This is a genomic window from Sorangium sp. So ce204, from assembly GCF_051526795.1.
GTDB classification, from domain to species: Bacteria; Myxococcota_A; Polyangia; order Polyangiales; family Polyangiaceae; genus Sorangium; species Sorangium cellulosum_B.
In genome coordinates, this window is sequence record NZ_CP150317.1 from 7,425,298 (window position 1) to 7,451,169 (window position 25,872).

General features: G+C 73.0%; 17 protein-coding genes. 5 read left to right on the top strand and 12 right to left on the bottom strand.

The window, feature by feature from the left end; translation table 11 throughout:
• Positions 1-344 precede the first annotated feature (344 nt).
• Positions 345-707, bottom strand: a complete 363-nt coding sequence (locus tag WMF22_RS27705; RefSeq protein WP_438031715.1) for a hypothetical protein — start codon at positions 705-707, stop codon at positions 345-347.
• A 285-nt stretch (positions 708-992) separates the two neighbouring features.
• On the opposite strand from WMF22_RS27705, the gene WMF22_RS27710 reads away from it, so the two are divergent.
• Entirely contained in the window at positions 993-2,618 is a 1,626-nt protein-coding gene (locus WMF22_RS27710) for an RNA polymerase sigma factor (protein WP_438031716.1), read from the top strand.
• Between the two features lie 143 nt (positions 2,619-2,761).
• On the opposite strand, the gene WMF22_RS27715 is transcribed toward WMF22_RS27710, so the two are convergent.
• The 5 genes from WMF22_RS27715 to WMF22_RS27735 all read right to left on the bottom strand — a co-directional run bounded on the left by WMF22_RS27715 (position 2,762) and on the right by WMF22_RS27735 (position 10,444).
• On the bottom strand, positions 2,762-4,255 hold the full coding sequence (locus WMF22_RS27715; protein ID WP_438031717.1) for a DUF2330 domain-containing protein: 1,494 nt from the start codon (positions 4,253-4,255) through the stop codon (positions 2,762-2,764).
• A gap of 157 nt (positions 4,256-4,412) precedes the next feature.
• Complete coding sequence (gene trmFO / locus WMF22_RS27720; protein WP_438031718.1) at positions 4,413-5,864, bottom strand: methylenetetrahydrofolate--tRNA-(uracil(54)-C(5))-methyltransferase (FADH(2)-oxidizing) TrmFO; 1,452 nt, start codon at positions 5,862-5,864, stop codon at positions 4,413-4,415.
• A gap of 33 nt (positions 5,865-5,897) precedes the next feature.
• Positions 5,898-8,492, bottom strand: a complete 2,595-nt coding sequence (gene topA, locus WMF22_RS27725; protein ID WP_437293006.1) for a type I DNA topoisomerase — start codon at positions 8,490-8,492, stop codon at positions 5,898-5,900.
• A gap of 128 nt (positions 8,493-8,620) precedes the next feature.
• Positions 8,621-9,598: a DNA-processing protein DprA gene (locus WMF22_RS27730; protein WP_438031719.1), complete on the bottom strand. Its 978-nt coding sequence runs from the start codon at positions 9,596-9,598 to the stop codon at positions 8,621-8,623.
• A 96-nt stretch (positions 9,599-9,694) separates the two neighbouring features.
• Entirely contained in the window at positions 9,695-10,444 is a 750-nt protein-coding gene (locus WMF22_RS27735) for a hypothetical protein (RefSeq protein WP_438031720.1), read from the bottom strand.
• A gap of 79 nt (positions 10,445-10,523) precedes the next feature.
• Here WMF22_RS27735 and WMF22_RS27740 point away from each other — a divergent pair, with 79 nt between their 5' ends.
• Positions 10,524-11,528, top strand: a complete 1,005-nt coding sequence (locus WMF22_RS27740; RefSeq protein WP_437293009.1) for a hypothetical protein — start codon at positions 10,524-10,526, stop codon at positions 11,526-11,528.
• Positions 11,525-12,319, top strand: coding sequence for a glycerophosphodiester phosphodiesterase (locus WMF22_RS27745; RefSeq protein WP_438031721.1), 795 nt, complete (start codon positions 11,525-11,527; stop codon positions 12,317-12,319). The genes WMF22_RS27740 and WMF22_RS27745 overlap by 4 nt, the downstream gene beginning before the upstream one ends.
• 30 nt (positions 12,320-12,349) lie before the next feature.
• Here WMF22_RS27745 and WMF22_RS27750 read toward each other — a convergent pair whose 3' ends face one another.
• The 3 genes from WMF22_RS27750 to WMF22_RS27760 form a co-directional block, all read right to left on the bottom strand.
• On the bottom strand, positions 12,350-13,834 hold the full coding sequence (locus WMF22_RS27750; protein WP_437293011.1) for a protein kinase domain-containing protein: 1,485 nt from the start codon (positions 13,832-13,834) through the stop codon (positions 12,350-12,352).
• Positions 13,835-13,995: 161 nt separating this feature from the next.
• Positions 13,996-14,883, bottom strand: a complete 888-nt coding sequence (locus WMF22_RS27755; RefSeq protein ID WP_438031722.1) for a LolA family protein — start codon at positions 14,881-14,883, stop codon at positions 13,996-13,998.
• Between the two features lie 198 nt (positions 14,884-15,081).
• Positions 15,082-16,962: an HTH domain-containing protein gene (locus tag WMF22_RS27760; protein WP_437293013.1), complete on the bottom strand. Its 1,881-nt coding sequence runs from the start codon at positions 16,960-16,962 to the stop codon at positions 15,082-15,084.
• An 855-nt stretch (positions 16,963-17,817) separates the two neighbouring features.
• On the opposite strand from WMF22_RS27760, the gene WMF22_RS27765 reads away from it, so the two are divergent.
• Positions 17,818-18,210 (top strand): hypothetical protein, encoded by a 393-nt coding sequence (locus WMF22_RS27765; RefSeq protein WP_438031723.1) that lies wholly within the window; start codon positions 17,818-17,820, stop codon positions 18,208-18,210.
• 33 nt (positions 18,211-18,243) lie between these two features.
• Here WMF22_RS27765 and alaS read toward each other — a convergent pair whose 3' ends face one another.
• The 3 genes from alaS to WMF22_RS27780 all read right to left on the bottom strand — a co-directional run bounded on the left by alaS (position 18,244) and on the right by WMF22_RS27780 (position 24,472).
• The gene (gene alaS, locus WMF22_RS27770) at positions 18,244-21,000 is read right to left on the bottom strand and encodes an alanine--tRNA ligase (protein ID WP_437293015.1); all 2,757 of its coding nucleotides are present in this window, start codon (positions 20,998-21,000) and stop codon (positions 18,244-18,246) included.
• 159 nt (positions 21,001-21,159) lie between these two features.
• A complete protein-coding gene (locus WMF22_RS27775; protein WP_437293016.1) occupies positions 21,160-21,999 on the bottom strand; it encodes a HEAT repeat domain-containing protein in 840 nt (279 codons plus the stop codon).
• Between the two features lie 274 nt (positions 22,000-22,273).
• Entirely contained in the window at positions 22,274-24,472 is a 2,199-nt protein-coding gene (locus WMF22_RS27780; protein ID WP_438031724.1) for a TIGR04551 family protein, read from the bottom strand.
• Positions 24,473-25,024: 552 nt separating this feature from the next.
• On the opposite strand from WMF22_RS27780, the gene WMF22_RS27785 reads away from it, so the two are divergent.
• Positions 25,025-25,816 carry an OmpA family protein gene (locus WMF22_RS27785; protein WP_437293018.1) on the top strand — a complete coding sequence of 264 codons (792 nt, stop codon included), beginning with the start codon at positions 25,025-25,027 and terminating at the stop codon, positions 25,814-25,816.
• The last annotated feature ends 56 nt before the right edge of the window (positions 25,817-25,872 follow it).

Sequence of the window (25,872 nt, forward strand, 5' to 3'; positions counted from 1 at the left end):
CCCGGGCAGACCACCCACGTTCGATCGCATTATGTAGAGCGAGATATTTTTCTCATTTTTTCGCCAGCCGACAGCGCACATCGCCCCTTCGCGAGGGGTCGACCTGTCCTCGTCGTGCACCCGTCCCCCGCCTGCCCCCAGAACGCGCGCTCTGGCACTCCCGGGTACGCTGGCCCGTCGATTGTGCAACGAGAAGCGGGGCAGTCCCGGACTCCGCTCCGATGAAGACCCCATTGCCGATCCCTCCCCGGCGGGAAGCCCGCCGCCCGTCCACCGATGCGCCGGGAGCCCGGACGCGCCGTCGCGCACGCAGCGCGCCGAAAGCGGTGCTCCACCCGGTAGCCTCACCCTCGATCGAGGTCCTCTGGGCCGAGCGGCCGTTCGTCGCCCTCCTGCTCCGCGCCCTCCACGTTCCCGCCCGCGATCGAGACGATCTCCTCCAGACGGTGCTCCTCGGCGCCTGGAAAGCCATCCGAGCGCGCAGGTACCGCCCGGACCCGCTGCGGCACCCGCGCCACGCGCTGCGCGCCTGGTTGCACGGCGTCGTCTGGCACCAGGTGTCCCATTACCGGGAAAGGGCCCATGTTCGTTGCGAGATCCTGCTCGGCGCGCCCCTCGCGCCCGCCGGCCAGGCGCACGTCGAGATCCAAGGAGCGCTCCTCGCCCGCGCCGCGCTCCGCGAGGTCGCCGCGCTGCCCAGGGGCCATCGCGATATCCTCCTCGCGGCGGCCGGGCGCCTCAGCCTCGTGGCCTGGGCACGAAAGCGCCGCATGAACCCCAACTCCGCCGCAAGCCGGCTGCGTCGTGCCAGGAGGGCGCTGGCCGAAAGGCTCGCCTCATCGAGGCTGCGGTTTCAGTGCGGGCGCCGCTCGGTGACACCGGCGCCGGGGCGAGGCCTCCTCTCGGTCCACGCTCGGGCCCGCTCGGCCGGTCGCGTCGAGCCCTTGTACGATTTCGCAACGAGCCGGGCCGCCTCGCCGGACTACCTATCCATGAAAGAACCCCGACCACGCCCCGCGTCCCCTCCTGCGCCCGCCCTCGCCCCTCCGCCCGCCCCGGCGGCGGCACCTGCACCCGCTCCAGAGGCGGCGCTCGCGCCCGCGCCGGAGCCCGCCACCGCACCCGGTCGTGATTCTGCGCCCGCCATCGGGTCGTCCCCGAAGCCCTCGTTCGAGGAGGTCTACCAGACCTTGTTCCCGTACGTCCTCGCGGTGCTCTGGCGGCTCGGCGTCGCGTCTCGGGATCTCCACGATGTCGCTCACGAGGTGTTTCTCGTCGTTCACCGGCGCCTCGAGGACCATGTGCCTCGCCGGTCGCTCAAATCGTGGGTCGCGGGCATCAGCGCGCACGTCGCCCTCCGCCACCGGGAGCTCGCGCGGAACCAGCGGGAGCTGCTCGAGTTCGACGGCGCCGAGCCCGTCGAGCTCGCGGACCCCGGGCTCGACGCGGAGCGCCGGGTTGCGCAGGCCGAGACCCAGCGCATCGTCCGCGAGCTCATCCAGCACATCGAGAAGGAACGACGTGCGGTGTTCGTGCTCTACGACCTCGATGGCTGCGACATGCACGACATCGCCCAGGCACTCCAGATTTCCGTGAACACGGCATGGGATCGGCTGAGGCGCGCCCGCAACGAGTTCACGGCCGCGGTCAAACGGCTCTCCGCGCGGGACCCGGACGCGCTCGGCCTTCGCGGCCTGCGCTTCGCCCTGGTGCCGTTCACCCTGGCCGACAGGCCCATGCTGCTCGACGCAGGCAGGGTCCGGATCGGCGTTTCGCAGGAGCTCGCCGGACCGCTGTGGGCGCGGCTTCAGCGGTCGCTCGCCTCGACCGGAGGGCTGGCCCGCGGCACGGACGGCATCTCCGACAGCCCTGCAACACAGCCCGATACAGGCGCTATCTCGTCGCACCAGCGCCGTCCCGGAAACGCGGTGGAGGCCGCCGGCGCCACCGGCGAGAAGCGCACGCCGCCGGTCGTCACGATCGCGCGATCCAGGCTCATCAAGGCAGGCGTGGCGCTGTTCCTCGGGGGAGCCGGGACGGGCGCCGTCGTGGTCTATGCCGCGTTCGCGCCGCCTGCCGCGGCGCCAGCGGTGTCCGTCAGCGCCGAGGTGGTGTCCGTCAGCGCCGAGGACGAAGGCGCCGCGTCCGACCGAGCCGAGCGCACCGGCGCAGGGCGCGGCGGGCGCGCCACGGGCGGGCTCGTCGTGGCCGACGCCGTCGGCGAGCGCGCCGCGGGCGGGCTCGTCGTGGCCGACGCCGTCATGGACGCCGGGCCCCCGGGGGCCGTGGACGTGGCGGCCGCGGCGCCGTCACGCGCCCCCTCTCGCAAGGCCGCCCCGCCCGGCGAGCACGACGCGACCGAGGAGAGCGCCTTGCTCAGCAGCGCCGTCCTTGCGCTCAGCGAAGGGAACGCGACAGGAGCGCTCGACGTGCTGGCCCTGCACGCACGGAACCATCCGCGCAGCCCGAGAGCCGAGCAGCGCGAGGCGCTGGCCATCCAGGCCCTCATCGAGGCCGGGCTGCGCGCCGACGCCGACGCGCGAGCCGAGCGATTCCGCGCGGCCTTCCCTGACAGCATGTTTCTCCGCGCCATCGACGCGGCCATGAACGGCCGGTGAGGACCCAGGCACGCCGCGCCCGGCGAACGCCGGCGCTGCCTCGCTCCTCAGCGCCTCGATCCGGCGCCGCCCTGCTCACGCTGCAGGTCGCGCAGCCGCTCGACGTCGAAGAACGGCGCGAACGCGACGCCGAGAGACGCCGGTCAGGCCGGGCGGGAGGCGAGGCGGCGCGCGCCGCGCCGGGCGATCGCCGCCGCGAGGGCGAGGGCGCCGAGCGTCATGCCGACGAGCGTGCCCTGCCCGCGGGTCCGCGAGGGGCGATCGCCGTCGAGGACCGGGGTCGCCCCGCCGCAGAGCACGTCGGCGTGGACGCTGACGCGGGCGCGCAGCCAGTTGTCGACCCGCTCCTGCGGCGCGGGGCTCAGGACGAGGTCCGTGTCGAGCGCGGCGCGCGGCAGGTTCGCCTCGAGACGCGTCAGCCAGACGTCCTTCGGGTGCAGGCCGACCATCGCGATCGCGAGGTCGTCGAGCGCCCCGCACGCGAGCTCGCGCGCGTCGATCTGGCCTGCGGCGACCTCCCCGCAGCTCGGATCCGACAGCGGGACGCCGGCCGGGCACGGGTTCGCCACGGCGCGGCTCTCTGTCGCGATCTCGGCGAAGCGCACGGCGCACGCGGCGTCCTGGACCTCGCCGGTCTCGCCGTTGGCGAGCCCCTGCTGGGCGAACGCGGCGGCGATCGTGTCGACCGGGGTGGTCGAGCCGCTCGTCGTGTAGCGCACGCCGAACGGCGCCCCGGGGCTCGAGACGGGCGAGAACAGCGACCCCTGCTGCGCGTAGGAGGTGAGGAACGCGCGGCCGCCGTCGGCCGCCGCGATCGCCTTCTCGCGGAGCACGCCGTAGTTCGACTCCTGCGAGGCGAAGTCCCACGCGAGGAGGTCGATGGGGACGGCCGCGGCCGCGAACCCCTCGGGGGCGAGCCGCGCCTCGCTGATGGTGAAGAGGGTGATCGCGACGTTCGCGCCCGTCCCGGCGGCGACCATCCGGAGCGGGAGCGCGGCGTTCGCCCCCGGCGTGACGACCCGCACCGGCGTCATCTCCTTCACGTCCTTGCCCGGCTGGAGCCTGATGGCGATGAAGTCGAAGCCCTCGTCGACATAGGCGTCGATGATCGGCTGCGTCGACTCGTCCACGTTGAAGCCGTTCCTGTCGAACCACGCGTTCAGCACGCCAGGCGTGTCGGTCGCGAGCGTCACGGTGTCGTACGGACCGACGGTGCCGCGGTGGAGCACGGTGACGTGATCGCCGCCGCCGAACGCCTCCCCCGCCGCGTCCGCGGAGCCGAGGGTCGAGCCGCAGCCCCCGCCGCTGCGGGCGCAGGTGGAGCTCGGCGCGGTGATGCGCACCGACGTGGCCGCCTCGAGCGTCTCGAACCAGGCGTCCGAGCCTTCCTCGAGGATCGCTCCGCGCTTCACCGGGAGCACCCACCCGAACGCGCTCGGATCGCCGGAGTACTGGATCTGATCCCAGAGCACCGACTGGACGGGCGACACGGAGAGCACCATCCGGTGCGCGTTGACGACCGTCGTCTCGGTGGGCGGGGCGAAGCACCCGCCGCAGGCGAGCGCCTCGCGCGGTGATGACAGGAGCGTCGCGGAAGGAACGGCGAGCGCAAGGAGCGCGAACAAGCGAAGTTTCATCGGCTACCTCCATGGGCGCGGGTCCGCGCGGGCGGGCTCTCGAGGCGCGCGGGCGGCGCGCGGCGCACCACCGCCAGGCTATCCAAGCCCGCGCGCGGCGGGCAGCCCGGGCACGATTGGCGCGCCGCGCGCCATGCGGGAGCGCCGCGAGCCGCCGTCAGCCCGCGGCCCACCACGCGTCGAGGTCGCGGAGGGCGCGCTCGGCCATCACCTCGTAGCGGGCGCGCTTGCGCAGCTTGCCGTGCGCTGGATCGAGCGGCGCGATGTGCGCCCAGGTGATGTTGGACGGCTGATACGTGGGCTGCTTCCGGCCGAGGTGCGTGAGGATGCCGCCGAGCGCCGTCGTGGGCGGCGGCGGCCGGAGCGGCTCGTTCCGCAGCTGCTGCGCGAGGAGGACGGCGCACACGAACCCCGCCGCGGCGCTCTCCACGTAGCCCTCGACGCCCGCGATCTGGCCGGCCAGGTGCACGCCCGGCAGCGCGCGGAGCTCCATCGCGGGGCCGAGGAGCGCCGGCGCGTCGACGAAGGTGTTGCGGTGCACGGAGCCCATGCGGAGGAACTCGGCCTCCTCGAGGCCGGGCACCATCCGGAACACCCGCAGCTGCTCTGCGTACTTCATGCGCGTCTGGAACCCGACCAGGTTGTACGCCGTCGCCGCCTCGTCCTCCGGGCGCAGCTGGAGCACCGCGTAGGGGCGCCGGCCGGTGCGCGGATCGGTGAGCCCCACCGGCTTCATCGGCCCGAACGAGAGCGTCTGCTCGCCGCGCGCCGCCATCACCTCGCAGGGCAGGCACCCCTCGAAGTAGCGCACCTCCTCGAAGGCGCGGGCCTCCACCTTCTCCGACGCGACGAGGGCCTGGACGAACGCCTTGTACTGCGCCTCGTCGAAGGGGCAGTTCACGTACGCCTCGTCGCCGGCCTCGGCGTCGTCGCGGCGCTCGGCCGCGTCCTCCGGCGGCGCGGTTTGCTCCCGCTGCGCGGCCCGGTCCGGCGGCGCGGTTTGCTCCCGCTGCGCGCCCCGGTCGCCGCGGACGGCGCCCCCCTTGCCGTAGCGCGACTGCTTCCACACGCGCGACCAGTCGATCGAGTCGGCGCTGACGATCGGCGCGATCGCGTCGTAGTAGGCGAGGTGCTCGGCGCCGACGGCCGCGGCGAGGCTCGCCGCGAGGGCGTCGGAGGTGAGCGGCCCCGTCGCGAGGATCACGGGCCGCTCGGCGGGGATCTCCGTCACCTCCCGGTGCTCGACGGTGATCCGGGGGTGGGCTTCGATCGCCCGCGTCATCGCCTCGGCGAACCGCTCGCGGTCGACCGCCAGCGCGCCGCCGGCCGGCACCGAGGTCTCGTCGGCGCACCGCAAGGCGAGCGAGCCCACGCGCCGGAGCTCTTCCTTGAGGAGCCCCACCGCGTTGCTCAGCGCGGCGCCGCGCAGCGAGTTCGAGCACACGAGCTCGGCCAGCCGATCGCTCGTCTGCGCAGGCGTGCGCCGGTGAGGTTTCATCTCGACGAGGCGCACGCGCAGCCCGCGCTGCGCGAGCTGGTACGCCGCCTCGCAACCGGCCAGGCCGCCCCCGACGACGACGACGTCGTGCGGGCTCTCCGCTCCGTTCATACAGCTCACCAGGGTGGGGGTCTCGCGGGCTTCTTAGCTCGCCGTGCGGCGGGCGCGCACGGCCCGCGCCGGCTTTTCGGCGGCCCCCTGGGCCGCACCAGCGCCCTCTGGCGCGGCCTCGGGCCGGCCGGCTGGCGTGGGCTCCGCCGGCGCGGGCCGGGCGGCCGGCGCCGGGGCGGCGCTCGCGACGACCGCCGCGGCGTCCGGGGTGGCGGTGCCGTCGGCGGCGCCGTCCTCCCCTTCCCCCTCGACGATCTCCTGCTTGAAGCCGCAGTCCTTCGTCGCGCAGACGAGCATCGCCTTCTTGCCGGCGGTGCGCGTGACGAACTTCGCGCCGCACTGCGGGCACGGGACCGGCACCGGCTTCTGCCAGAGCTTGAACTCGCACTTCTGCTCGGCGTTCCAGTTGGAGCAGCCGTAGAAGGTGCGCCCGCCCTTCTTGCGCGGCCGGATCTCGATGAGATCGCCGCCGCAGCTCGGGCACGCGACGCCGAGCGGGACCGGGCGCGTGTTCTTGCAGGCCGGGTACCCGGTGCACGACAGGAAGTCGCCGAAGCGGCCCGTCTTGATGATCATCGGCTTCCCGCACTTGTCGCACGAGATGTCGGTCTCACGGACGGCGGCGGTCCCCCGCGCGTCGGACAGGTCGCGCGTCGCCTTGCACTTCGGGTAGCGCTCGCAGCTCAAGAACCAGCCGTTCTTGCCCCACTTCTTGAGCATCATCGACCCGCACTCGTCGCAGACGATGTCGGTCTTCTCGGCCTCGGGCTTCCACGGCGCGAGCTTCTTCGACTTGTCGAGCTGCTCCCTGAACTTCTTGTAGAAGCTCTTGAGCAGCTGCTCGCGCTTCAGGCTGCCGGCGCCGACCGCGTCGAGCTCCTCCTCCATCTGCGCCGTGAAGTTCGGATCCATGATGTCGAGGTTCGACCGGACGAGGCCGTCGACCACGAACTTCCCGAGGAGCGTCGGCTGGAACGCGCCGCCGTCCCGCTTCTCGACGTACGCGCGCTGCTGCACCTTGCTGATGATCTCGGCGTACGTCGACGGGCGGCCGATGCCGCGCTTCTCCAGCTCGCGCACGAGCGAGCCCTCGTTGTAGCGGGGCGGCGGCTGCGTGAACTTCTGGTCGGTGATGACCCCCGGGGGCGACACGGAGAGCGCCTCGCCCTCCTTCATGTCGGGCAGGAGCGCCTCCGAGTCCTCCTCGGCCGAGGGCCCCGGCGCCGCGCGCTCCGCCTCGGCGGCGGTCGCCTCGGGCGCCGGCGCGGCGGCGCCGCCCTCCGCGGCGGCGCCTGCGCTCTCCTCCTCGCCGGCGAACTCCTGCTGGCCCTCGGTCACCTGCAGCCAGCCGGCGAACTTGAGGATCCGCCCTGTCGCCCGGGCGAGGTAGCTCCGGTACGCGGGCGCCGCGACCGTCGGCGCGACGTCGATCTCGAGCGTCGTGCGGTCGTACACCGCCGGGGTCATCTGCGAGGCGACGAAGCGGTTCCAGATGAGCTTGTACAGCTTGTACTGCTCGTCCTTGAGGTGCTTCTTGATCGAGTCCGGGTGGATCTCGACGCTCGTCGGCCGGATCGCCTCGTGCGCGTCCTGCGCGTTCTTCTTCGACTTGTAGACGTTCGGGCGCTCGGGGACGAACTCCTTGCCGTACCGCTTCGCGACCACGCCGCGCACCTCGGCGATCGCGTCGTCGCTGACGCGCGTCGAGTCGGTACGCATGTACGTGATGAGGCCGACCGGGCCGCCGTCGCGCTTGAGGTCGATGCCCTCGTAGAGCGCCTGGGCGATCTGCATCGTCCGCTTGGCGCCGAAGTGCAGGTAGTTCGTCGCGTCCTGCTGGAGCTTCGAGGTGGTGTACGGCGCGGGCGGGTTGCGCTTCTGCTCGCGCCGCACGACCTTCGCCACCTTGTAGCGCGCGGTCTCGAGATCGGCGCGCACCTTCCCGGCGACCTCGCCGTTCGTCACCTCGAGCTTCTTGCCGTCGGCGGAGGCGAGCTTCGCCACGAACGGGGCGCGCTGCGGCGGGCTCGCCGCGCCGAGGCCGACCGCGATGTTCCAGTACTCCTCCGGGACGAACGCCTCGACCTCGCGCTCGCGGTCCACGATGAGCCGCAGCGCGACCGACTGCACCCGCCCCGCCGACAGGCCGAACGCGAGCTTCGACCAGACGAGCGCCGACACGTCGTAGCCGACGATGCGATCGAGCACGCGCCGCGCCCGCTGCGCGTCGTACAGGTTCTCGTCGAGCTTGCGGGGGTTGTGGACGCCGTGGTCGACCCCCTTCTTCGTGATCTCGTGGAACTCGACCCGCGCCACCTTCAGCTTCGGGTTCTTGATCTCCTCCGAGATGTGGAACGCGATCGCCTCCCCTTCGCGATCGGGGTCGGTCGCCAGGAGCACCTCGTCCGCCTTCTTCGCGGCGGACTTCAGCTCCTCCAGGACCTTCTCCTTGCCCTCGATGACCTCGTAGGTCTCGGCAAAATCGTTCTGCACGTCGACGGCGTTCTGCTTCTTGGGCAGGTCCTTGACGTGCCCCTTCGAGGCGAACACCTCGTACCCGTTGCCGAGATATTTCTTGATGGTCTTCGCCTTCGCCGGCGACTCCACGATGACGAGCGTCTTGGCCATCACCACCTTCTGAGCAACGAGATCGGGCTTGTGAGGATTGAAGGGCGCCCTTCGGTGCGAGGGAGGCCCCCCCGCGAGGAGGCGGCCACCCGGAAACCGCACTGGGCAGGGTGAGCCGGCGCGCCCCTTCAACGAAGAGCCCGCCGAAACAACCCGGCGGGCCCCTCTACTACTACGGCCTGGAGCGTCAACGTCAAGAGTGCCTCCACGGCGCGTCTGGGCGGAAGCCCCGTCCTCTCGCAGACCTCATCCACGTGCGCCGGCCGGGCGTCCAGGGCGTCGAGGACGGCGCGCTCGGCCGCGCTCATCGACGGAGGTGGCCCATTTTCCTCGGGCAAAACGCCCGTCCGCGCCCCGAAGGCGGCCTCCGGGAGCGGCAGCGTGCCCCCGCCGGGCGACCTGTTGCGCGCCGAGCGCCGCGCGCGGCGTCGGGCGCGGGGCGGCGGCGCCTGCCCGCCGAGGACCTCGATGACGTCGGCCGCGCGCGTGATGGGGCGCGCGCCGGAGACGAGCTCCAGCGCGCAGCCCACGCCGCGCGGGCTCCACGGGGCGTGGGGGACGACGCAGAGGTGGCGGCCGAGGCGGCGGGCCGCGGCGGCGGCGGAGCGGGCGCCGCTCTCGACCCCCGCCTCGACCACGACGGTCGCGAGCGTGAGCGCGGCGAGGACCGCGTTGCGCTGGAGGAACAGCGCCGGCAGCGGCGGCGTGTCGTCGGGGACGCGCGCGAGCAGCGCGCCGCCCGCGGCGAGGACGCGCGCGAACAGCGCCGCGTGCTCGCGCGGGTACGGGCGCGCGTGGCCGCCGCCGCCGACGACGACCGTCGGCGCGCGCGCGTCGAGCGCGCCCTCGTGCGCGGCCGCGTCGACGCCGCGCGCGCCGCCCGACCAGATCGAGAAGCCCGCCTCGCCGAGCGCCGCGGCGAGCGCGCGGGTGAACCGGAGCGCCTCGTCGCTCGCGGCGCGCGTCCCGACGATCGCGACGCCCGGGCACGCCGGGAGCGCGCCGCGGAGGTAGAGCGTCGGCGGCGCGGCCTCGGTCTCCGTCACGAGGGCCCAGAGCTGCGCGGGGTAGGAGGGATCTGCGGGCTGGATCTCGATCGACGCCATACGCGGCGTGTCGACCGACGCCCGGGACGAGTTGCGCGAAATGAGGATCGCGGCGCGAGGAGCGCGCGGCCGCCCGCTCCCTGCGCGGTCGCCGCGCTACCGGGGCGGCGCGCGAGGCGCGGCGCTCGGCGGCGCCGTGTCAGGCGGGGTCGCGCCGGGCGGCGCGGCGCCGGGCGGCGGGGCCGGGCGCGCGCCGCGGAAGCCCTGGACGAGCACGACGCCCGCGCCGCGCCGCACCTGCGCGTGGAGCTCCACGGCGAGCGGCGCGGCGCCGGGCGCCGAGAAACACGCTCCCCGGCCGCCGATCACCGCGACAGGCCCGCGATCCGCGTCCTGGGCGACGATCTCGAGCGCGGGCGGCGCGCCCCTCGTGACGAAGAGGTCGACCTCGATCACGCCGAGCCCGCCCTGCGCGATGAACACCGCGCACTCGTCAACACCGCGCGGGACGCGCACGGGGATCGCGGCGCTCTCCCCTTCCTCGATGGCGAGCGACGCGACGTCGCCGAGCGGCTCCATGCCCCTCGCCTCCCCGCGCGCGGTGTTGGCGAGCGCGAGCGCCGTCACGCGCGGCACCGGCGCGCTCGCCGCGGGCCGCTGCTCCGCCGCGCGGCTCAGGAACAGGCGCAACGCCTCCGGGTCCGGCCCGGGCGCGTCGCGCGGAGGCGGCGGGTTCCGCGGCGCGTCGGGCGCGGGCGAGGAGGCCGGCGGAGGCGGCGGGCTAGGGCGCAGGAGCTCGGCGCGCTCTCCGCCGCACGCCGACACGGCGAGCGCGAGCGACGCAGCGAGCAGGCGGCGCGCCGGCCCGAACGGACGGAGTTCGACGAGAGCGAGCGCGCGCCGCACCGCGCGGAGCCTACCAGAACCGCCGCGCCGCGCTCGGTCTGCGAGCGGCCGGCCGTGGGTCGTGCTACCCACTCGCCCGATGAAACCCAGGGACATCGTCGTCGCGACGCATGGTCACTGCTTCGACGGCATGGCGAGCGCGGCGCTGTTCACCCGCCTGATGCAGGCGCTCCGCCCCGGCGAGCCGCTCGCGCTGCGGTACCGCTCCTGCGGGTACGGCCCGGGCATGACGATGATCCCGCCTTCGTGGCTCGACGGCGACGAGAACGCGATCCTCGACTTCCGCTACACGCCGACGAAGAAGCTGACGTGGTACTTCGACCACCACGTCACCGGGTTCGGCTCGGACGAGGAGCGCGACGCGGCGCTCGCCGGCGCGTCGCGCGCGAAGGTCGCGGGCGACGCGCCTCAGGTCTTCTACGACGCCGCCTACGGCTCGTGCACGAAGCTCATCGCGGACGTCGCCCGCGATCACTTCGGCGTCGAGATGGCCGGCGCCGATGAGCTCATCCGGTGGGCCGACCTCATCGACACCGCGCGCTTCCCCTCGGCCGAGGCCGCCGTGAGCCGGGAGGAGCCGATCATGCAGCTCGCCTCCGTGGTGGAGCACCACGGCGACGGGCCGTTCCTCGCCTCCGTGGTGCCCCGGCTCGTCGAGCGGCCGGTGAGCGAGGTGGCGCGCGAGGCGGACATCCAGGAGCTCTGGCGTCCGCTCTCCGTCTCGCGGCAGACGTTCGTCACGCGCATCGAGCGCGGCGCGCGGAAGCTCGGCCGCGTGGTGCTCGTCGACCTCTCCGACGCGCCGCTCGAGGCGGTCGGCAAGTTCATGACGTACGCGATGTACCCGGACTGCGTGTACTCGGTCACGCTCTCCCGGCAGAAGCAGCACTACAAGCTCTCGGTCGGCTACAACCCCTGGTGCGGCGTCCCCCGCGATCGCGACATCGCCCCCATCTGCCGCCGCTACGAGGGGGGCGGGCACCCGGCGGTCGGCGCGGCGTCCTTCCCGCTCTCCGCGCTCGAGCGCGCGCGCGAGGCGGCCCGCGCCGTCGCCGAGGAGCTCGACGGGGAGCCCGCGCGGTGACCTGGGCCGAGCAGCGCTTCCGCAGGAGCGCGCGCGAGACGGGGCGGGCAGCGTCGTCACGCGCGCGGGCCACGCGCGCGCCGCTCCTCTTCGGGCACCGGGGCGTGCGCGGCGAGGGCGCCCCCGCGGAGAACACCCTCGCCGCCTTCGAGCAAGCCGCGGCGCAGGGGGCCGACGGGATCGAGCTCGACGTGCGGGTGTGCGGCTCGGGCGAGCTCGTCGCGCTGCACGACCCGGACCTCGCGCGGGTGACCGGGGGCGCGGACCCGCGCGCCGCCGCGGCGCTCCCCTGGGAGGAGCTCCGGCGGGTCGACCTCCGCGGCGACCGGGTGCCGCTCCTGTCCGAGGTGCTCGCGTTCGCGCGCGGCCTTCGGCTCGCCGTCAACATCGAGATGAAGCGGGACGTGCCCGATCGCACCGCCGTCGTGCTCGCGACCGCGCGGCTCGTGCGCGCCTGGGATCCGCGCCACGCCTTGCTCGTCTCGTCGTTCGATCCTGTCATGATCGCCTCCCTCGGCGCCCTGGTGCCCGCCGTCCCGCGCGCGCTCCTCGTGCACCGGAGCCGCTACCACGACACGGCCGTGCGCCTCGCGCCGGCGCTCGGCGCGCTCGCCGCGCACATCGAGCGGACGATCGCGTCCCCGGAGCGCATCGCGCTCCTGAAGCGGCAGGGCCGCGTGATCAACGTGTGGACCGTGAACGACCCGCGGGAAGCGCAGGACCTCGCGGCGCTCGGCGTCGACGGGCTCATCACGGACGCGCCGCGCCGCATCCGCGACGCGCTCGCGTAGCCGGCTTCGTCGGACAGGCGCGGCCGCGCGCTACCTTCGCTGCCAGGGGTCGATGATCTCGCGCGAGCGGCGCGGGCCCCGGCGCGGGGCCGACGGAGCCGGCGGGGCCTTTCGCTCGGCGGACGCCGCCGGCTCCGCCGTGGCCGCCCGCCGCGCGGCGTCCGCGGCGGGCACGTCCTCGGCCAGGGGCACGCGTGCCATCACCGGGGTCGATGCGCGGACCACCTCCAGAGGCGGCGCAGCCGAGCTCACGCTCTCGGGCTCGATCGGCGCGGCCACGTGGTAGGGCGCGGCGCCCTCCACGCCGACGGGCCGCAGCGCCGTGACCGCGACCGTCGCGCTGATCGCGGACAGCGCGCCGCACGCCACGAGCCAGCGGAGCGTCGCGCTCGCGTGAGGCCTGCGGTCCGCGCGCACCTCGCCGGCCGCTGCCGCCGTCAGCGTGCCGGGCTGGGACGGATCGGCCAGCGAGGCGAGCGTGTCCTGCAGCGAGCGCGGGCCCTGGTCCCCGGGTCGGGAGAGCGGGGCGAGCTCCCCTGAGCCCTCCAGCGCGCCGGTGCCGCCCGGCGACAGCCCGAGCAGCGTCCCCGTGCGCGACGTCACGGGCGCCGGCCGCGACGTCACGGGCGCCGGCGTCGAGGGCACGGGCAGCGGGATGCCCGGATCGCCCATCGCGACGACGAAGGCGTGCACCATCTCCTGCGCCGACTGGAACCGCTGAGCCCTGTCGCGCGAGAGGGCGCGCAGGAAGAAGACGTCGAGATCGGCCGGCACGTCGGGCGCGAGGTGCGTCGCGAGCGGGATCGGCTCGACGAGGATGCGCGACAGGACCGCGCCGAGCACGTCACCCTCGAACGGCAGCTTGCCCGTCACCGCGCGGAAGAGGATCACCCCGAGCGACCACAGGTCGCTCCGCGCGTCGAGGTTCCTGTCGCCGCGCGCCTGCTCCGGGCTCATGTAGAACGGCGAGCCCAAAAGCTCGCCGGTCCTCGTGGTCTCGTCGGTGAGGAGCTTGCCGGTGAGCTGCTTGGCGATGCCGAAGTCGAGGATCTTGACGATCTCCTCGTCCTCGTCGACGCGCGAGAGGAACAGGTTGCCTGGCTTGAGGTCGCGGTGGACGAGCCCGGACTCGTGCGCGCGGCGCAGCGCCTTGCCGGTCTGGACCGCGATGCGCGCCGCCTCGGCGAGGGAGAGGCGGCGGACCCGCCTCAGGCGACGGCTGAGATCCTCGCCCCGGAGCAGCTCCATGACGAGGTACGGGACAGCCCTCCAGATCCCGTAGTCCTGCACGCTCACCACGTGCGGGCTACCGAGGTTCGCCGCGGTCCGCGCCTCGCGGTAGAAGCGCGCGCGGAACTCCGGCGAGGCCGCGTGCTCCGGATCCATGAACTTGATCGCCGCCGGCGCCCCCAGCTGGAGGTGCCGGGCCAGCCACACCGAGCCCATCCCGCCCCGCGAGAGCGGCCCTTCCAGGCGGTACTTGTCGCCGACGATCGTTCCCGGCTCGACGTCCATCGCCGACTCCTCCGGCCACGGCGAGGTGGAATTCGTCTGTCTAGACGTTCGAGCGAGCGGCGTCCACGCCATCAGGCGAGCGCTGCCACGAGCCAGCGGGCGCCAGCCGTGATGGCCATTGTCCTTTCAGGAGCCGCCTGAACGCGCCTGCTCAGAGCACCTTAGTCCTGGCAGTCGACATGACGGCGGGCGACGCCGCCCGGGACCGGCTGGGTGAACGCCCCCGAGATGATGGGCGGATTCCACTTCGCCTCCTTGTACTGAAAGATCACGTCGTCCTCGGTGTTGGGCACCCGCATGCGGATCGAGCGGGGGATCTCGGCCAGGCAGGCGCCGCCGCTCGGCGGGATCGGATCGTCGATCCCCTCCGGATCGACGCGCGGCGGCGCGGTGCGGATGGCCGCGTGATGGCTCAGCTCCACGTGATAGAGGTCTGTCCCGCGCTGCGCGACACGGACCTCGCGGACGCGCAGGCGCTGCTGGCTCCACGGCGCGAGAAAGTCGCGGGGGTGCGGCTCGAGGTGGATCTCCTCCACCGCGTCGCGGGAGCCCTGGATCAGCACGCGGTAGAACCCATCGCCGTCCCAGGCGATCGAGGCGCCGCGCGGCTCGTGAGCGAGCACCGGCGCCTCGCCGCGGAGCAGCGAGACGAGGGCGTGCCCGGGGATGGGCACCCGGGTGAGCCGCGCCAGGTTGCACGCGCTCGCGGGCCCGTGCAGGAGCTGCTTCTCCCCGACATCGAGCATCTGGAACTGGGTGCCATTCGACGTGAGCGTGAAGAGCGTCGCGCCGAACGGGCTCACCACGTCGAAGCGCACCCGATCCGGATTGACCGCGAGGATGTACATGTCCCCGCGGAGCCGCCCCTGGCGCGAGAAATGGTCGACCTTGGCGGTGCCCTGGACGCCGTTCACGCAGGCATAGGTGGCCTTCATCCGGTCGAGCGCCGCGTCGGCGGTCGGGAACCGGGACGCGGGCGGATCCACGGAGGCACAGCCGGTCACGAGCACGGCGAGGGGCGCGGCCCAGGCGATCGCGCGATGGCGCATGGGCGCGGACGCTGGCAAGGATCGCCGAGCCCGTCAACCGCGGAAGCGGCGCCGAGTTCATCCGCCGGCGGAGCGGCGCGAGGGGCGTGGCCGTGGAGGAGGGGTGTCGAGCGAGGGCCGAGGGCCCGGAAGACGGCGACGAGGAGGGCCGCGCGTCCGGCCCGGGGCGGGCCCCCGGCCGGACGCGCGCGAGCGGGATCAGGACGCCCGGAGCGCCTCGAGCAGATCGACGTCGGGGATCGCGACCGGGAGGCGGGCGCGGAGGACGGCGACGTCGTTGTCCTCGCAGAGGCGAGCCACAGCGAGCCCATCGAAGAGGGAGATGGGCGCGGTCCCCACGATCGCGGCCTCTTCGCGCGCACCGGAGAGCATCTGACCGGCGGTCAGGATCCAGCCGGCGGTCGCGGGGCCGTAGTGGTGGAGCGAGCCGCGCAGCTCGGTGACCCGCTCGCGGCCGACCTCGCGGCCGTCCCGCCGGATGACCAGCGCGAGCTTGATCTCGTCACCCGCCGTGCGGAGCGCGCCGGAGAAGTGGCTCTCGCCGCCCGGCGCCCCGGCGCGGCGCACCGCGCGCAGCTGGCCGATGCCGATGCGCTCGAGGGCGAGGACGCAGATCTCGACGAAGGCATGGCCCGGGAGCTCGGAGAGCTTGCGCACGAAGGCGCGCCGCGCGGCGTCGCGGTAGCGCTCCACCGCGGCGAGCGCTTCCTGCTCCAGCCGCGCCAGGTCGCCCGGCAACAGCCAGTCCGTCAGCGCGATCCTGCCGCCGGCGAAGCGGAAGCGGGGCCGCTGCCCCGCGGCGGTGCGGCGCGCGTTGTCGGCGCGCACGGCGGCCGCGACCTGGGACTGCACGAGCTGCACATCGCCGGCGAGGCGGCCGCGGCGCTGCGCCGTCTCCGCGATCTGCCGGAGCGAGACCGCGCCCGCGTTCCGATCGAAGGTCGAGAGGATGCCCGCGACCGCATCGGCGAGATCCCGGCCGGCGAGGTCGTCGAGCGCGTGCCCTTCGCCGCCCGTGAGCTCGATGACCTGCGGACCGCGGTAGACGGGCTCGGCGCCGAAGCTGTCGGGGCGTTCCGCGCGGTCGATGCGCTCGGCCCGGTCGGTGCGCTCGACCCGGTCGGTGCGCTCGCCTCGCTCGGGACGATCGAAGCGCTCGGTCCGGTCGGAGCGCGGCGGCTCGCGGCCGTTCTCGCGCCGCGCCTCGAACACCGGCGTCGCGACGTAGGAAGGCAGGCCACCGGTGCTCGGGTTGGCCTCCGCGGTCCCGCGGCCGCGGCGGCGACGGCGGCGGCGGCGACGGCCCTCGCCCTGCTCGCCCGACGAGCCGGGCGTCGCGCGGTCCTCGCCGCCGAGGATCGGCTGATCGTCGTCGTCCTCTTCGTCGAAGAGCTCCGCGGCGCCGGCGACGGCCTCGGCCCGCATCGCCTCGTCCGGGCCCGGCGGCTCCGCGTCGTCGAGCTCGCCCTCTTCCTCGTCGATGTACGTGCTCGCGGCGCGCGGGGACGACGGCGTCGGCGGCGGCACGGGCTCGCGCGCTGCCGCGATCTCCACGCCGTTCAGCCCGGCCGCGCTCGTCGCGCCGGCGGCGACCTTCTCGTCGTCCTCGTCCTCATCGTCGATCGCAGGCGCGGCCTGCGCCGCCGCGTCCGCGGCGCCGACCTCGACCTCGACCGCGCCGCTCTCCGCCTCGATCTCCGCGGGAGCGCCAAGCTCGCTCTCTTCCGCCGCGTCGTCGTCGGCGCCCGCGTCGAACAGGGTCGGCTGCTCCTCGTCCTTGCGCGCCTTGGCCGCCTCGGGCTTTCCGCCGCGCTTCGCCTTCTTGCCGTCGAGCCCGGACTTGATGGTCTTCTCGTCCCACTCGCGCAGCGCGAACACGCCCGGCTTCACGCGCACCAGGGGGTTGTCCGCCGTGTCCTTCTTCAACGTCGCCGCCAGGCGGGCGCCCATCGTCACCTCTGGGCTCTTTCCAACATGGCTAAGGAGGTTCTTCTCGATCGCGATATCGGTGATCTCTTTATAGTGAAGCGGTCTACCGATGAGGCGAAGCACCTCGGCGGCTGCATCCGTGAACGTCATCTTTGTTCGCCCTTCGGGCGCGCCGCCCGGCGGGCGCCCTCGTCGTCCCCATCGCGGCCGCCCCGTCCAAAGTGGCTGACGAAGCGCGCGGGATACCCCACCGCAGCCGGGAAACGCACATTCGCTCCCACTCGGCCACGACGCGCGGAACGGCCTGCTCGTAGCATGCTCGGAAACGGCGGTCAACGGGACGCGCGATCCGGCTCAAGAGAAGCCGCTGGCCGACCTCTAGGGCACGGAACCGGGGGCCGGGCGGCGCGATGCCCGGATCGACCGGGCGCCGCGCCGAGGCGAGCGCGCGGCGGCCGGCGACGGCAGGCTGGATGAACGATGAACGCGCGGCGCGCAGTCAGCGGCGCGCGCGGGCCCGTGGACGAGCATCGATGTGGCTCGCGAGCGGATGTCGGCCAGTCCGGAGCGCGGGAGAAGACCACGGGAGAAGAGGAGTCGATGGGTTGATCTGTTGAGGCGAAGTGTCGAGTGCGACGACAGGTCCGGGAGTCCAGGAGTCGAAGGCTCTCCCTCGACTCACCGCATCGCCGCACGACAGCACCACCGCCGCGCGGCCGAGGAGCGCTATGCGATGATGGAGGAAGCGATTGGTCGAAGCGCGCTGGACGGACCGGGCATCACCGTACATGAGCGCGCGTGTTCATGCGTGACCGCGCGTGTTCATGCGTAACCACGCGTAACTACGCGTGGACGGGCGCTCCCGGACGGCGCACCCCGGTCGGCGCGCGGTCGTCACGGCCGCAGCTCGCCCGGCCAGCGGTGGCGCGGCGCGGCGCGGCGCGGCGCGGACAACAGCGCTTTTGCGCTTTGCCATCTGCCGGACAGGAGGGTTACGCTGTGTGGGTGGAGCTTTCGCGGTTGCTCGACGAGCTCACCCTGGCGGCGGACAAGGTCGGCATCGCCGTCAGGATGGAAGCGTTCGATCCGCACCTGTCGGACGCGCGCAATCCGCGGGGCGGGCTCTGCACGGTGCTCGGCCGGCGGATCATCCTGGTCGACGCCAACGCGTCGCTGCCGGATCGCATCGCCACGGTCGCGGCCGCGCTCGCGCGCGTCGATCTGGAGTCCGTGTTCCTGCCGCCGATCGTCCGCGCGACCATCGGCGCTCACGGCCGAGGCGCGCGGCCCCGGGCGGCCGCGCCGGGCGAGCCAGCGCGGCTGCCGGCGCGCCCCGCGCGGGGCGGGAAAGCCCCGAAGCTGCTCCCGCTCGCCCGCACCAAGTGGCGTGACGCCTGAACCGCTGTCCCGGCAGGGCGCAGGCAGCGCGCGTTACGACGCGAGCGCCCGCTCGACCTCGGTGTAGAGCGCCGCGATCGCCGCGTCGAGCTGCGCCACGTCGGTCCCGCCGGCCTGCGCCATGTCCGGGCGGCCGCCGCCGGAGCCGCCCACGATGCGGGCGATCGGCTTGATGAGCTCGCCGGCCTTGAGCCGCTCGGTGGCCGACTTCGAGAGCATCACGGCGAGCTGCGCCTTGTCGCCCACGGCCGCGCCGAGCAGCACCGCCGAGCGATCGCCGAGCTTGTCGCGCAGCTTCTCCGCGAGATCGCGCAGCGCGCCCGGGTTCGTGCCGTCCGGCACCCGGCGCGCGAGCACCTTGATCCCGCCGATGTCCCGGGCGCCGTCCAGCATCGCGTCGATGCCGCCGCCGCCCTGCGCGGGGCCCGCACCCTCCAGGATCCGGCGCTCGAGCTCGGCGACCTTCTTCTCGAGCTCCCGCTCGTGCGCCACGATCTTCCCGATCTTCTCGGCGAGATCGCCGCCCTGCGCCTTCGCGACCTGGCGCGCCCGGGCGAGCTCGGCCTCGACGTCCCGCGCATACGCGAGCGCGTTCAGGCCGGTCGACGCAAGGATCCGTCGCACGCCCGCGGCCACGCCGCCCTCGCTCGTGATCTTGAACAGCCCGATGTCCCCCAGCGCGCACGCGTGCGTGCCGCCGCAGAGCTCCACCACCTCGGGTGTCATCGTGAGCATCCGCACCGTGTCGCCGTACTTCTCCTCGAAGATCGCCATCGCGCCCCGCCGCCGCGCCTCGTCCATCGGCAGGATCTCGGTCGTCACCTTCGCGTTCGTCAGGACCTTCTCGTTCACCAGATCCTCAATCCGCGCGATCTCCTCGCGGGTGAGGGGCCGGTTGTGCGTGAAGTCGAAGCGGAGGACGTCCGGGCCGACCCGCGAGCCCTTCTGCTGCGCGTGCTCGCCGAGCACCTTGCGCAGCGCCCAGTGCAGGACGTGCGTGGCCGAGTGGTTGCGCCGCGTCGCCGACCGCGCCGCGTGGTCCACCGCCAGGTGGACGCGCTGCCCCACGGCGATCGCCCCCTCGCTGACCACGCCCTCGTGCACGACCAGCCCGGCGAGCGGCTTCTTCGTGTCCTTCACCTCGACGCGCGCCCCGTCCGCCGTCGCCTCGCCGACGTCGCCGACCTGGCCGCCCGACTCGGCGTAGAACGGCGTCTCGCGCACGACGATCTCGACCGTCGCCCCCGCCTCCGCGCGCTCGACAAGCGCACGGACCTTGCGCGCCCGGTCGCCTTCGCCCTGGACCTCGACCCGGACGATCGCGACGACCTCGCTGTCGCCCTCCTCGTGCTCGTAGCCCGTGAACACCACCGGCTGCGCGAGCTTGGCGCGGGCCTCGCGGTGCGCGGGGTCCACCGCGGAGGTCGGATCGATCGGGCCGTCCGCCTCGTCCGCCTCGCCGGCGCCCTTGATGATCGCCTCGACCCCCTGGACGTCGACGTCGAAGTTCGACTCGGCGCAGATGACCTGGGTCAGATCGAGCGGGAAGCCGTAGGTGGTGTAGAGATCGGCCGCAGCGGCGGCCGGGAGCGTCCGCTCGCCGGACGAGCGCATCTCGTCGAAGCGCTCGTCGAGGATCTTCATCCCGCGCTTCAGCGTGGAGCGGAAGCGGACCTCCTCGTCCTCGGTGACGCGGGCGATGAGCTCTCGCCGGTCGCGGAGCTCGGGGTACGTCTCGCCCATCCGGCGGACCACCTCGAGCGCGACCTCGTGAAGGAACGGCCGATCGATCCCGAGCCGGTGCCCGTGGCGGATCGCGCGGCGCATCACCCGGCGGAGCACGTACTCGCGCCGCTGCTTCTCGGGCATCACCCCTTCGGCGATCAGGAACGCGGCCGTCCGCGCGTGATCCGCGATGACCCGCATCGACACGTCGTCGTCGGCGCTGCCCCCCGTGTACGGCTTGCCGCTGAGCTCGGCGGCCTTGTCGACGAGCCCGCGGAGCAGGTCCGTGTCGTAGTTCGACGTCACGCCCTGGAGCACGCTCGCGAGCCGCTCCAGGCCCATGCCGGTGTCGATGCTCGGTGCCGGCAGCGGCACGAGCGGGCCGTCCTTCTCGACGCGGTCGTACTGCATGAACACGTTGTTCCAGATCTCGGTCCAGCCCGTGCCGTCGATGCGCGGCTCCTCGCCGAAGCGCGCGACATCGGGCTCCTTCCCGTGGAAGAAGTGGATCTCCGAGCAGGGGCCGCACGGGCCGACGTCACCCATCGTCCAGAAGTTGTCGGCCAGGCCGAGCCGGAGGATCCGGTCGTCGCCGAAGCCCGTGACCTTGCGCCAGATCGCCGCGGCCTCGTCGTCGGCCGGGAAGCCCCCCTCGCCGTTGTAGATGGTGACGACGAGCCGCGACGGCGAGATATCGTAGACCTTCGTCAGGAGCTCCCAGGCGAAGGCGATCGCGTCTTCCTTGAAGTAGTCGCCAAAGCTGAAGTTGCCGAGCATCTCGAAGAACGTCTGGTGGCGCGCGGTGACGCCGACGTTCTCGAGATCGTTGTGCTTGCCGCTGATCCGGATGCACTTCTGGCTCGAGGTGGCGCGCTGGTACGGGCGCCTGTCCTTGCCCGTGAAGACGTCCTTGAACTGCACCATGCCCGCGTTCACGAACATCAGCGTCGGATCGTTCTGGGGCACGAGCGGCGCGCTCGGGACGATCTCGTGCCCGCGCTGGGCGAAGAACTCGAGGAATGTGCGGCGGAGCAGGTCGGAGCTGGCAGGCGTTGCGATGGACATAGGAGGACGCGCGGTCTAGCACGACCGGAGAGCGGCTTCCGCCTGCTCGACGCGCCCGCGACGCCCGCCGCGGAAGACGCGCGCGCCGGGCCGGTTTGCGCCGGGCCGGTGCGCGAGCCGGCGCGCGCCGGCCCACGCCGGCGAGGCCGGACCGCCGGGTCAGCGGCCGGAGGCGACGACGCTGCTGCCGGAGGCGGCCTCGAGGGCGAGCGGCGCCCGATGGAGCGCGCTCTCGATCGCGCCCGCGACGGCGTCGCTCTGCAGCTGGGCGAGCTCCCTCAGGCCCTGGGCGCGCTTCGCCTCGGCGAGCGCCTGGGCCGAGCCGGTCATCGAGCCCTTCAGCGTCTGGCTCGGCATCTCGCGGATCACGTACTCGACCTTGGCGGCGAAGCCGACCCCGTCCGCCCCATGGCGCTTGCTCAGGTGCGTGACCGAGCCGTCCAGCGTGAAGGCCGGCAGCTTGCGGCTCTTGCCCTCCGCAGCCAGGTCCGTGCCGTCGGCCACGATCTCGATGTCGGCGAACTGCGCCACGCGGTTGCGCGTCTGCTGCTTGAGCTGCGGTCCGAGCTTCGCGTCCTTCACGCCGGAGCGGTTCTCGAACTTGCCCAGGCTGACCAGGAAGCGCGCCTTGGGCGACGAGCGCGACAGCTTCTCGATGGCGGCCGCGATCGGGCGCTTCAGGTTGGGGGCAGGCTCGAGGTTGAGCGCCGCCTTGAGCGCCGGGACGGCCGCGGGATTGCCCATCGCGCCGAGCGCCGCCGCGGCCGACGCGCGCACCGCCGGGTGTGGATCCCTGAGCGCCTTCTCGAGGGCTGGCCGCGCGCCGGGGCTCTTCGACCTGCTGAGCGACAGGGCCGCCGCGACACGGAGCCGGTAGTCCTTGCCGACCGCGATGTCGCGAAAAGCGGACGTGTCTGCGTCCTGGGCGACGGACAGGGCGGTCGACCCGAGCACCATCGACGCCGCCAAGAACATCGCAATGAGGAGACGACGAACCATCACGTCCCTCCGGAGAACGGCGGCTTGCGCCACCCGTTCTCCTCGGTGAGCCACGGAAGTATCGCGACGCGCCTGGCGTCCAGACAATCCTTATCCTTGGCCAGGACGGTCGCGAGATCAAGGGCTGTTTGGCCCCGGATGGCTCATGCAGGACTCGTGACGAGAGCGACGACGTCGCCGTTTCGCACCGTTTGGCGCGGCTTCGCCGCCCCCAGCGCTCATTTCCAGACACGCGGCGACGCGCGAGGCTGGCTGAGCGCCGGGCGGCTTCGGCTCAGAAGAGGATACCGAGATACCAGCGCACCGTCTGTGCGGTCTCGAGATCGATCTTCTGGACCGTTTCTTCACCCCTGAGCTGGCCGAGCCCGCCGAGAGGAAACAGCACGCCGTACTGCACCGCCGTGTAGAAGCCGCCCATCTTGTCGGGGTCGTCGTTGAGCGTCCCGTCCTTGGACTGGAAGTACAGCTGCGCGTTCAGCTCGATGCCGAGATCCCGGGAGTTGCCGGGAGCCTGGAGGAACTCGGAGGCGCGGCTCCAGATGGCCGCGGCGCCGAGGCCGGCGCGCTGGCCGTTCTTGTCGCGGGCGAAGTCCCAGTCGACGCCAGGCCGGAAATAATAGGCGCCCTGGACCCGAGAGAGGATGTTCCTGAAGAGGATCTGGTCGACCCGGTAATCGGGGTGGAAGCGGAATGTCGAGTAGGTGCGATCGGTCGAGTTCTGGGGATCCATGGCCCCGAGCTCCGTCCCTCGCGGCTCGAGGGCGGGCACGTCGTCGTCGCCGGTCGCGTACCCGAAGCCGAAGTGGACGCGCAGCCGGCCCTCCATCTCGGTGAGCTCGGCCTGCGTGGCGAGCCCGAACTGCCGGACGCCCCAGCCGGTGTCCTTCGGCGAGAGGACGTTCGCATAATCGCTCTCGTCCTGCCCGCGCAGATCGAGGGATCCGTAGATCATCGCCGCCTCGAGCTCGAAGCGGAACTTCTTGTAAAGGAGCTGGAACCACACGTCGGGGATGATCATCTCCGCACCCCGATGCACGTACCCCGCCGCGACGTTGTCGGCGCTCTGGCCGAGCGACGCGGACAGGTCGTCGTTGGTGTCGCCGGCGGTGATGTCGTTCGCCAGCGTCTGCTGCCGGTAAGCGAAGTAGACGCCGCCGTTCATGACCATGTTGCCGCGGGCGAGCTCGAGCTTCTGGAGCTCGGGATTCTTGCGGCGGACGGCGACGAGCACGTACTGATCGACGTCATCGGACTGGGCGAGGTCGTACGGCTGGCCCTCGAGGTCCTGGATCGACGCGCTCGTCGCGCCCTCGTTGGCCCAGTCCCACGCACCGGCGAAGTAGATGTCGTATTTCTTGATGCCCGTGACGAACATCAGCCGATCGACGGTCGACTGGTAGTCTGAGTCGTACCCGTCACCGCTGTTCGCCACCATACCGAGGCCCCAGTGGTTCGGCATGCGGCCGAAGCGGAGGAGACCGACGGGGGTCATGTACTCTCCCCAGACCCGCTTGACGGAGATCGAGTCCTTCGTCGAGTTGATGCCGGCGCTGGGCGCCCACTGGGTGCTGGAGAAGGCCCCGAGCGGCGAGTAGCCGCCCCGGCGGGCGACCTGGTAGCCGCCGCCCGCCGCCGGCTGGTTCGCGTAGCCGTCCGGGGTCGAGCCGAGCACCACGTTGTCGAGGAGATCGACCTGAGTGAGGATGCGCAGGTTGTCGCTGATGTGCAGCTCGGGATTGAGGCGGAACCGCATGTTCGCGCCGGCCTGGGTGTCGTTCTTGCACGAGTCGAACGAGCGCGTGCCGCCGCTCGTGGTCTCGCTCGGGTTGCAGCGCTCGAGCACGTGCCCCGTGTAGGAGTTGTCGGCCGGCTGCGGCCAGAGCGCCTCATTACGGAGGCCGGTGCGGCCGAGGGCGAAGCTGTTGAAGAGCTCCCAACGGAGCCGGTAGTAGCCGTGGAACTCGAACGTCGGTCGCGCGTGGGACCACCAGTCCTCGGCGTAGACCTCGCTGGGCCGGGCGCCGATCTCCGCCTGGATCGCCTGCCGCTCGGGCTGCTCGGCCGCCGCAGCGGCAGCGGGCGCCTCCGAGGCCGCCGGCGTGGCCGGCTGCGGCGCGGAGGGAGCGGCCGTGTCGGCTGGCGGCAGGAGCGGCTGGCGCGCCGCCGGGGGTTCGGGCGTCTCGGCGCCGTCCGGCGCCGCGCCGGGCTGCGCAGGCGCCGCGCCGGGCTGGGCCGGCGCGGCGGGCGGCGCTGCGCCGGGCTGGGCCGGCGCGGCCGGCTGCGCTGCGGGGGTGCCCGCCTGCCCGGCGGGCGGCTGCGCTGGGGCCGCCGGCGGCTGCGCCGGCCGGCGTGCCGGCTGGGCGGACGCGGAAGACGCGCCCAGCACGAGCGCGAGCGCGAGGCCCGACCGGAGGCGACGGCGAGGGGAGCCAGGGCGGCACGACGTACCCGGAGACCGCGACGAGATGGGCATCTGCTTGGTTTCGTTCGCGCGTTTTCGCCCCGCGCGCAGGAAGAGGTTGAAGATCCGAGCTCTCGGTGGCCCGGAGGCCGGGGGCCGATGTCTCACGCCCGGCCTGTGTGGTCAAGGCACCGCTCGGCCCCGGGCCCTGGAACCCGGTCACGGATACACACCCGGGACGCATCGGAGCAGGGGCCGCCGGCCACCTCAACCCCGGTCGGCTGGCAGGGACGGCTGGCGGGGCCACCTCAACCTCGGTCGGGGTGGCGGGTCCGCCTCAACCTCGGTCGGGTCCGCCTCAACCTCGGTCGGGGCCGCCCAACCTCGGTCGGGTCCACCTCAACCTCGGTCGGGGCCACCTCGCTCGCGCCAGCGCCGTCGCCGGCCGCGCCGTCGCCGCTCTCACCTGCGCCGCCGGAGCCCCGATCCCGCCTCACCTGCAGCGCACGGCCGCGCGGACGGGAGGATCTCGCCGTCCTCCCCTCTGGATCTCTCGCCCGAGCTGAGCGACGCTCTCGCCCGCAGCATCCCGCTCCCGCCGACGGAGCCATGGAGAAAGCGCTCATGAACCGGACACTCATTGCACTACCCCTCGCGCTGTCGTCGCTGCTCGCCGCGGGCTGCGGCCACTCCGAGCAGGAGTGGAAATCGCAGCTCGACAAGTACAACCAGCTCCAGAACCGGAGCCAGAAGAGGGAGGCCGAGCTCGAGAAGGAGCTCGCCGACGCGAAGCAGCGCGTCGAGGAGCTCGAGAAGAAGCTCGCGGACCAGGGCGCCGACATCTCGAAGATGAGCTCGACGCTGGAGGACCGCGAGAAGGCGCTGGCCGAGTACAAGGCGCGCGCGAAGCAGCTCGAGGCGATCCAGGCGCGGTTCGACCTGCTCCGGAAGAAGCTCGAGGAGCTCGTCAAGCTCGGCCTGGAGGTCCAGGTCCGCAGGAACCGGATGGTCATCTCGCTGCCCGGAGACGTCCTGTTCGACTCGGGCAAGGACACGCTGAGCAAGGACGGCCAGCAGATCCTGAAGAAGATCTCGGACGTCATCCGGGGCGACAAGTCGCTCGTGGACCGCGACTACCAGGTCGCCGGGCACACCGACAGCCAGCGCTACAAGAGCGGCCCGTTCCAGGACAACTGGGGGCTGTCGCTGATGCGCGCCCGGGCCGTGCTGCTGTTCCTGATCGGCAAGGAGGGCCAGCTGCCGACGAGGCACTGGAGCGCAGCCGGGTTCGCGGACACGGACCCCATCGCGAGCAACAACACGCCGGCCGGCAAGCAGAAGAACCGCCGGTGCGACCTGATCGTGCTGCCGGACGTCGACGAAATGCTCGACCTGACGAAGCTCGCCACGAAGTAAGCGCCGGCAAGCGAGGGGCCCGTGGCGCCGGCACCGGCGTGCCGCTTCGTGCGCCG

Bases quoted from the DNA above. Each gene is read 5' to 3' on its own strand.
- WMF22_RS27780 (WP_438031724.1), bottom strand. From the start codon at position 24,472: ATGCCCATCTCGTCGCGGTCTCCGGGTACGTCGTGCCGCCCTGGCTCC.
- WMF22_RS27785 (WP_437293018.1), top strand. From the start codon at position 25,025: ATGAACCGGACACTCATTGCACTACCCCTCGCGCTGTCGTCGCTGCTC.
- alaS (WP_437293015.1), bottom strand. From the start codon at position 21,000: ATGTCCATCGCAACGCCTGCCAGCTCCGACCTGCTCCGCCGCACATTC.
- WMF22_RS27715 (WP_438031717.1), bottom strand. From the start codon at position 4,255: ATGAAACTTCGCTTGTTCGCGCTCCTTGCGCTCGCCGTTCCTTCCGCG.
- WMF22_RS27755 (WP_438031722.1), bottom strand. From the start codon at position 14,883: ATGCGCCATCGCGCGATCGCCTGGGCCGCGCCCCTCGCCGTGCTCGTG.
- topA (WP_437293006.1), bottom strand. From the start codon at position 8,492: ATGGCCAAGACGCTCGTCATCGTGGAGTCGCCGGCGAAGGCGAAGACC.
- WMF22_RS27710 (WP_438031716.1), top strand. From the start codon at position 993: ATGAAAGAACCCCGACCACGCCCCGCGTCCCCTCCTGCGCCCGCCCTC.
- WMF22_RS27750 (WP_437293011.1), bottom strand. From the start codon at position 13,834: ATGGACGTCGAGCCGGGAACGATCGTCGGCGACAAGTACCGCCTGGAA.
- WMF22_RS27705 (WP_438031715.1), bottom strand. From the start codon at position 707: ATGGCCCCTGGGCAGCGCGGCGACCTCGCGGAGCGCGGCGCGGGCGAG.
- WMF22_RS27775 (WP_437293016.1), bottom strand. From the start codon at position 21,999: ATGGTTCGTCGTCTCCTCATTGCGATGTTCTTGGCGGCGTCGATGGTG.
- WMF22_RS27740 (WP_437293009.1), top strand. From the start codon at position 10,524: ATGAAACCCAGGGACATCGTCGTCGCGACGCATGGTCACTGCTTCGAC.
- WMF22_RS27730 (WP_438031719.1), bottom strand. From the start codon at position 9,598: ATGGCGTCGATCGAGATCCAGCCCGCAGATCCCTCCTACCCCGCGCAG.
- WMF22_RS27760 (WP_437293013.1), bottom strand. From the start codon at position 16,962: ATGACGTTCACGGATGCAGCCGCCGAGGTGCTTCGCCTCATCGGTAGA.
- trmFO (WP_438031718.1), bottom strand. From the start codon at position 5,864: ATGAACGGAGCGGAGAGCCCGCACGACGTCGTCGTCGTCGGGGGCGGC.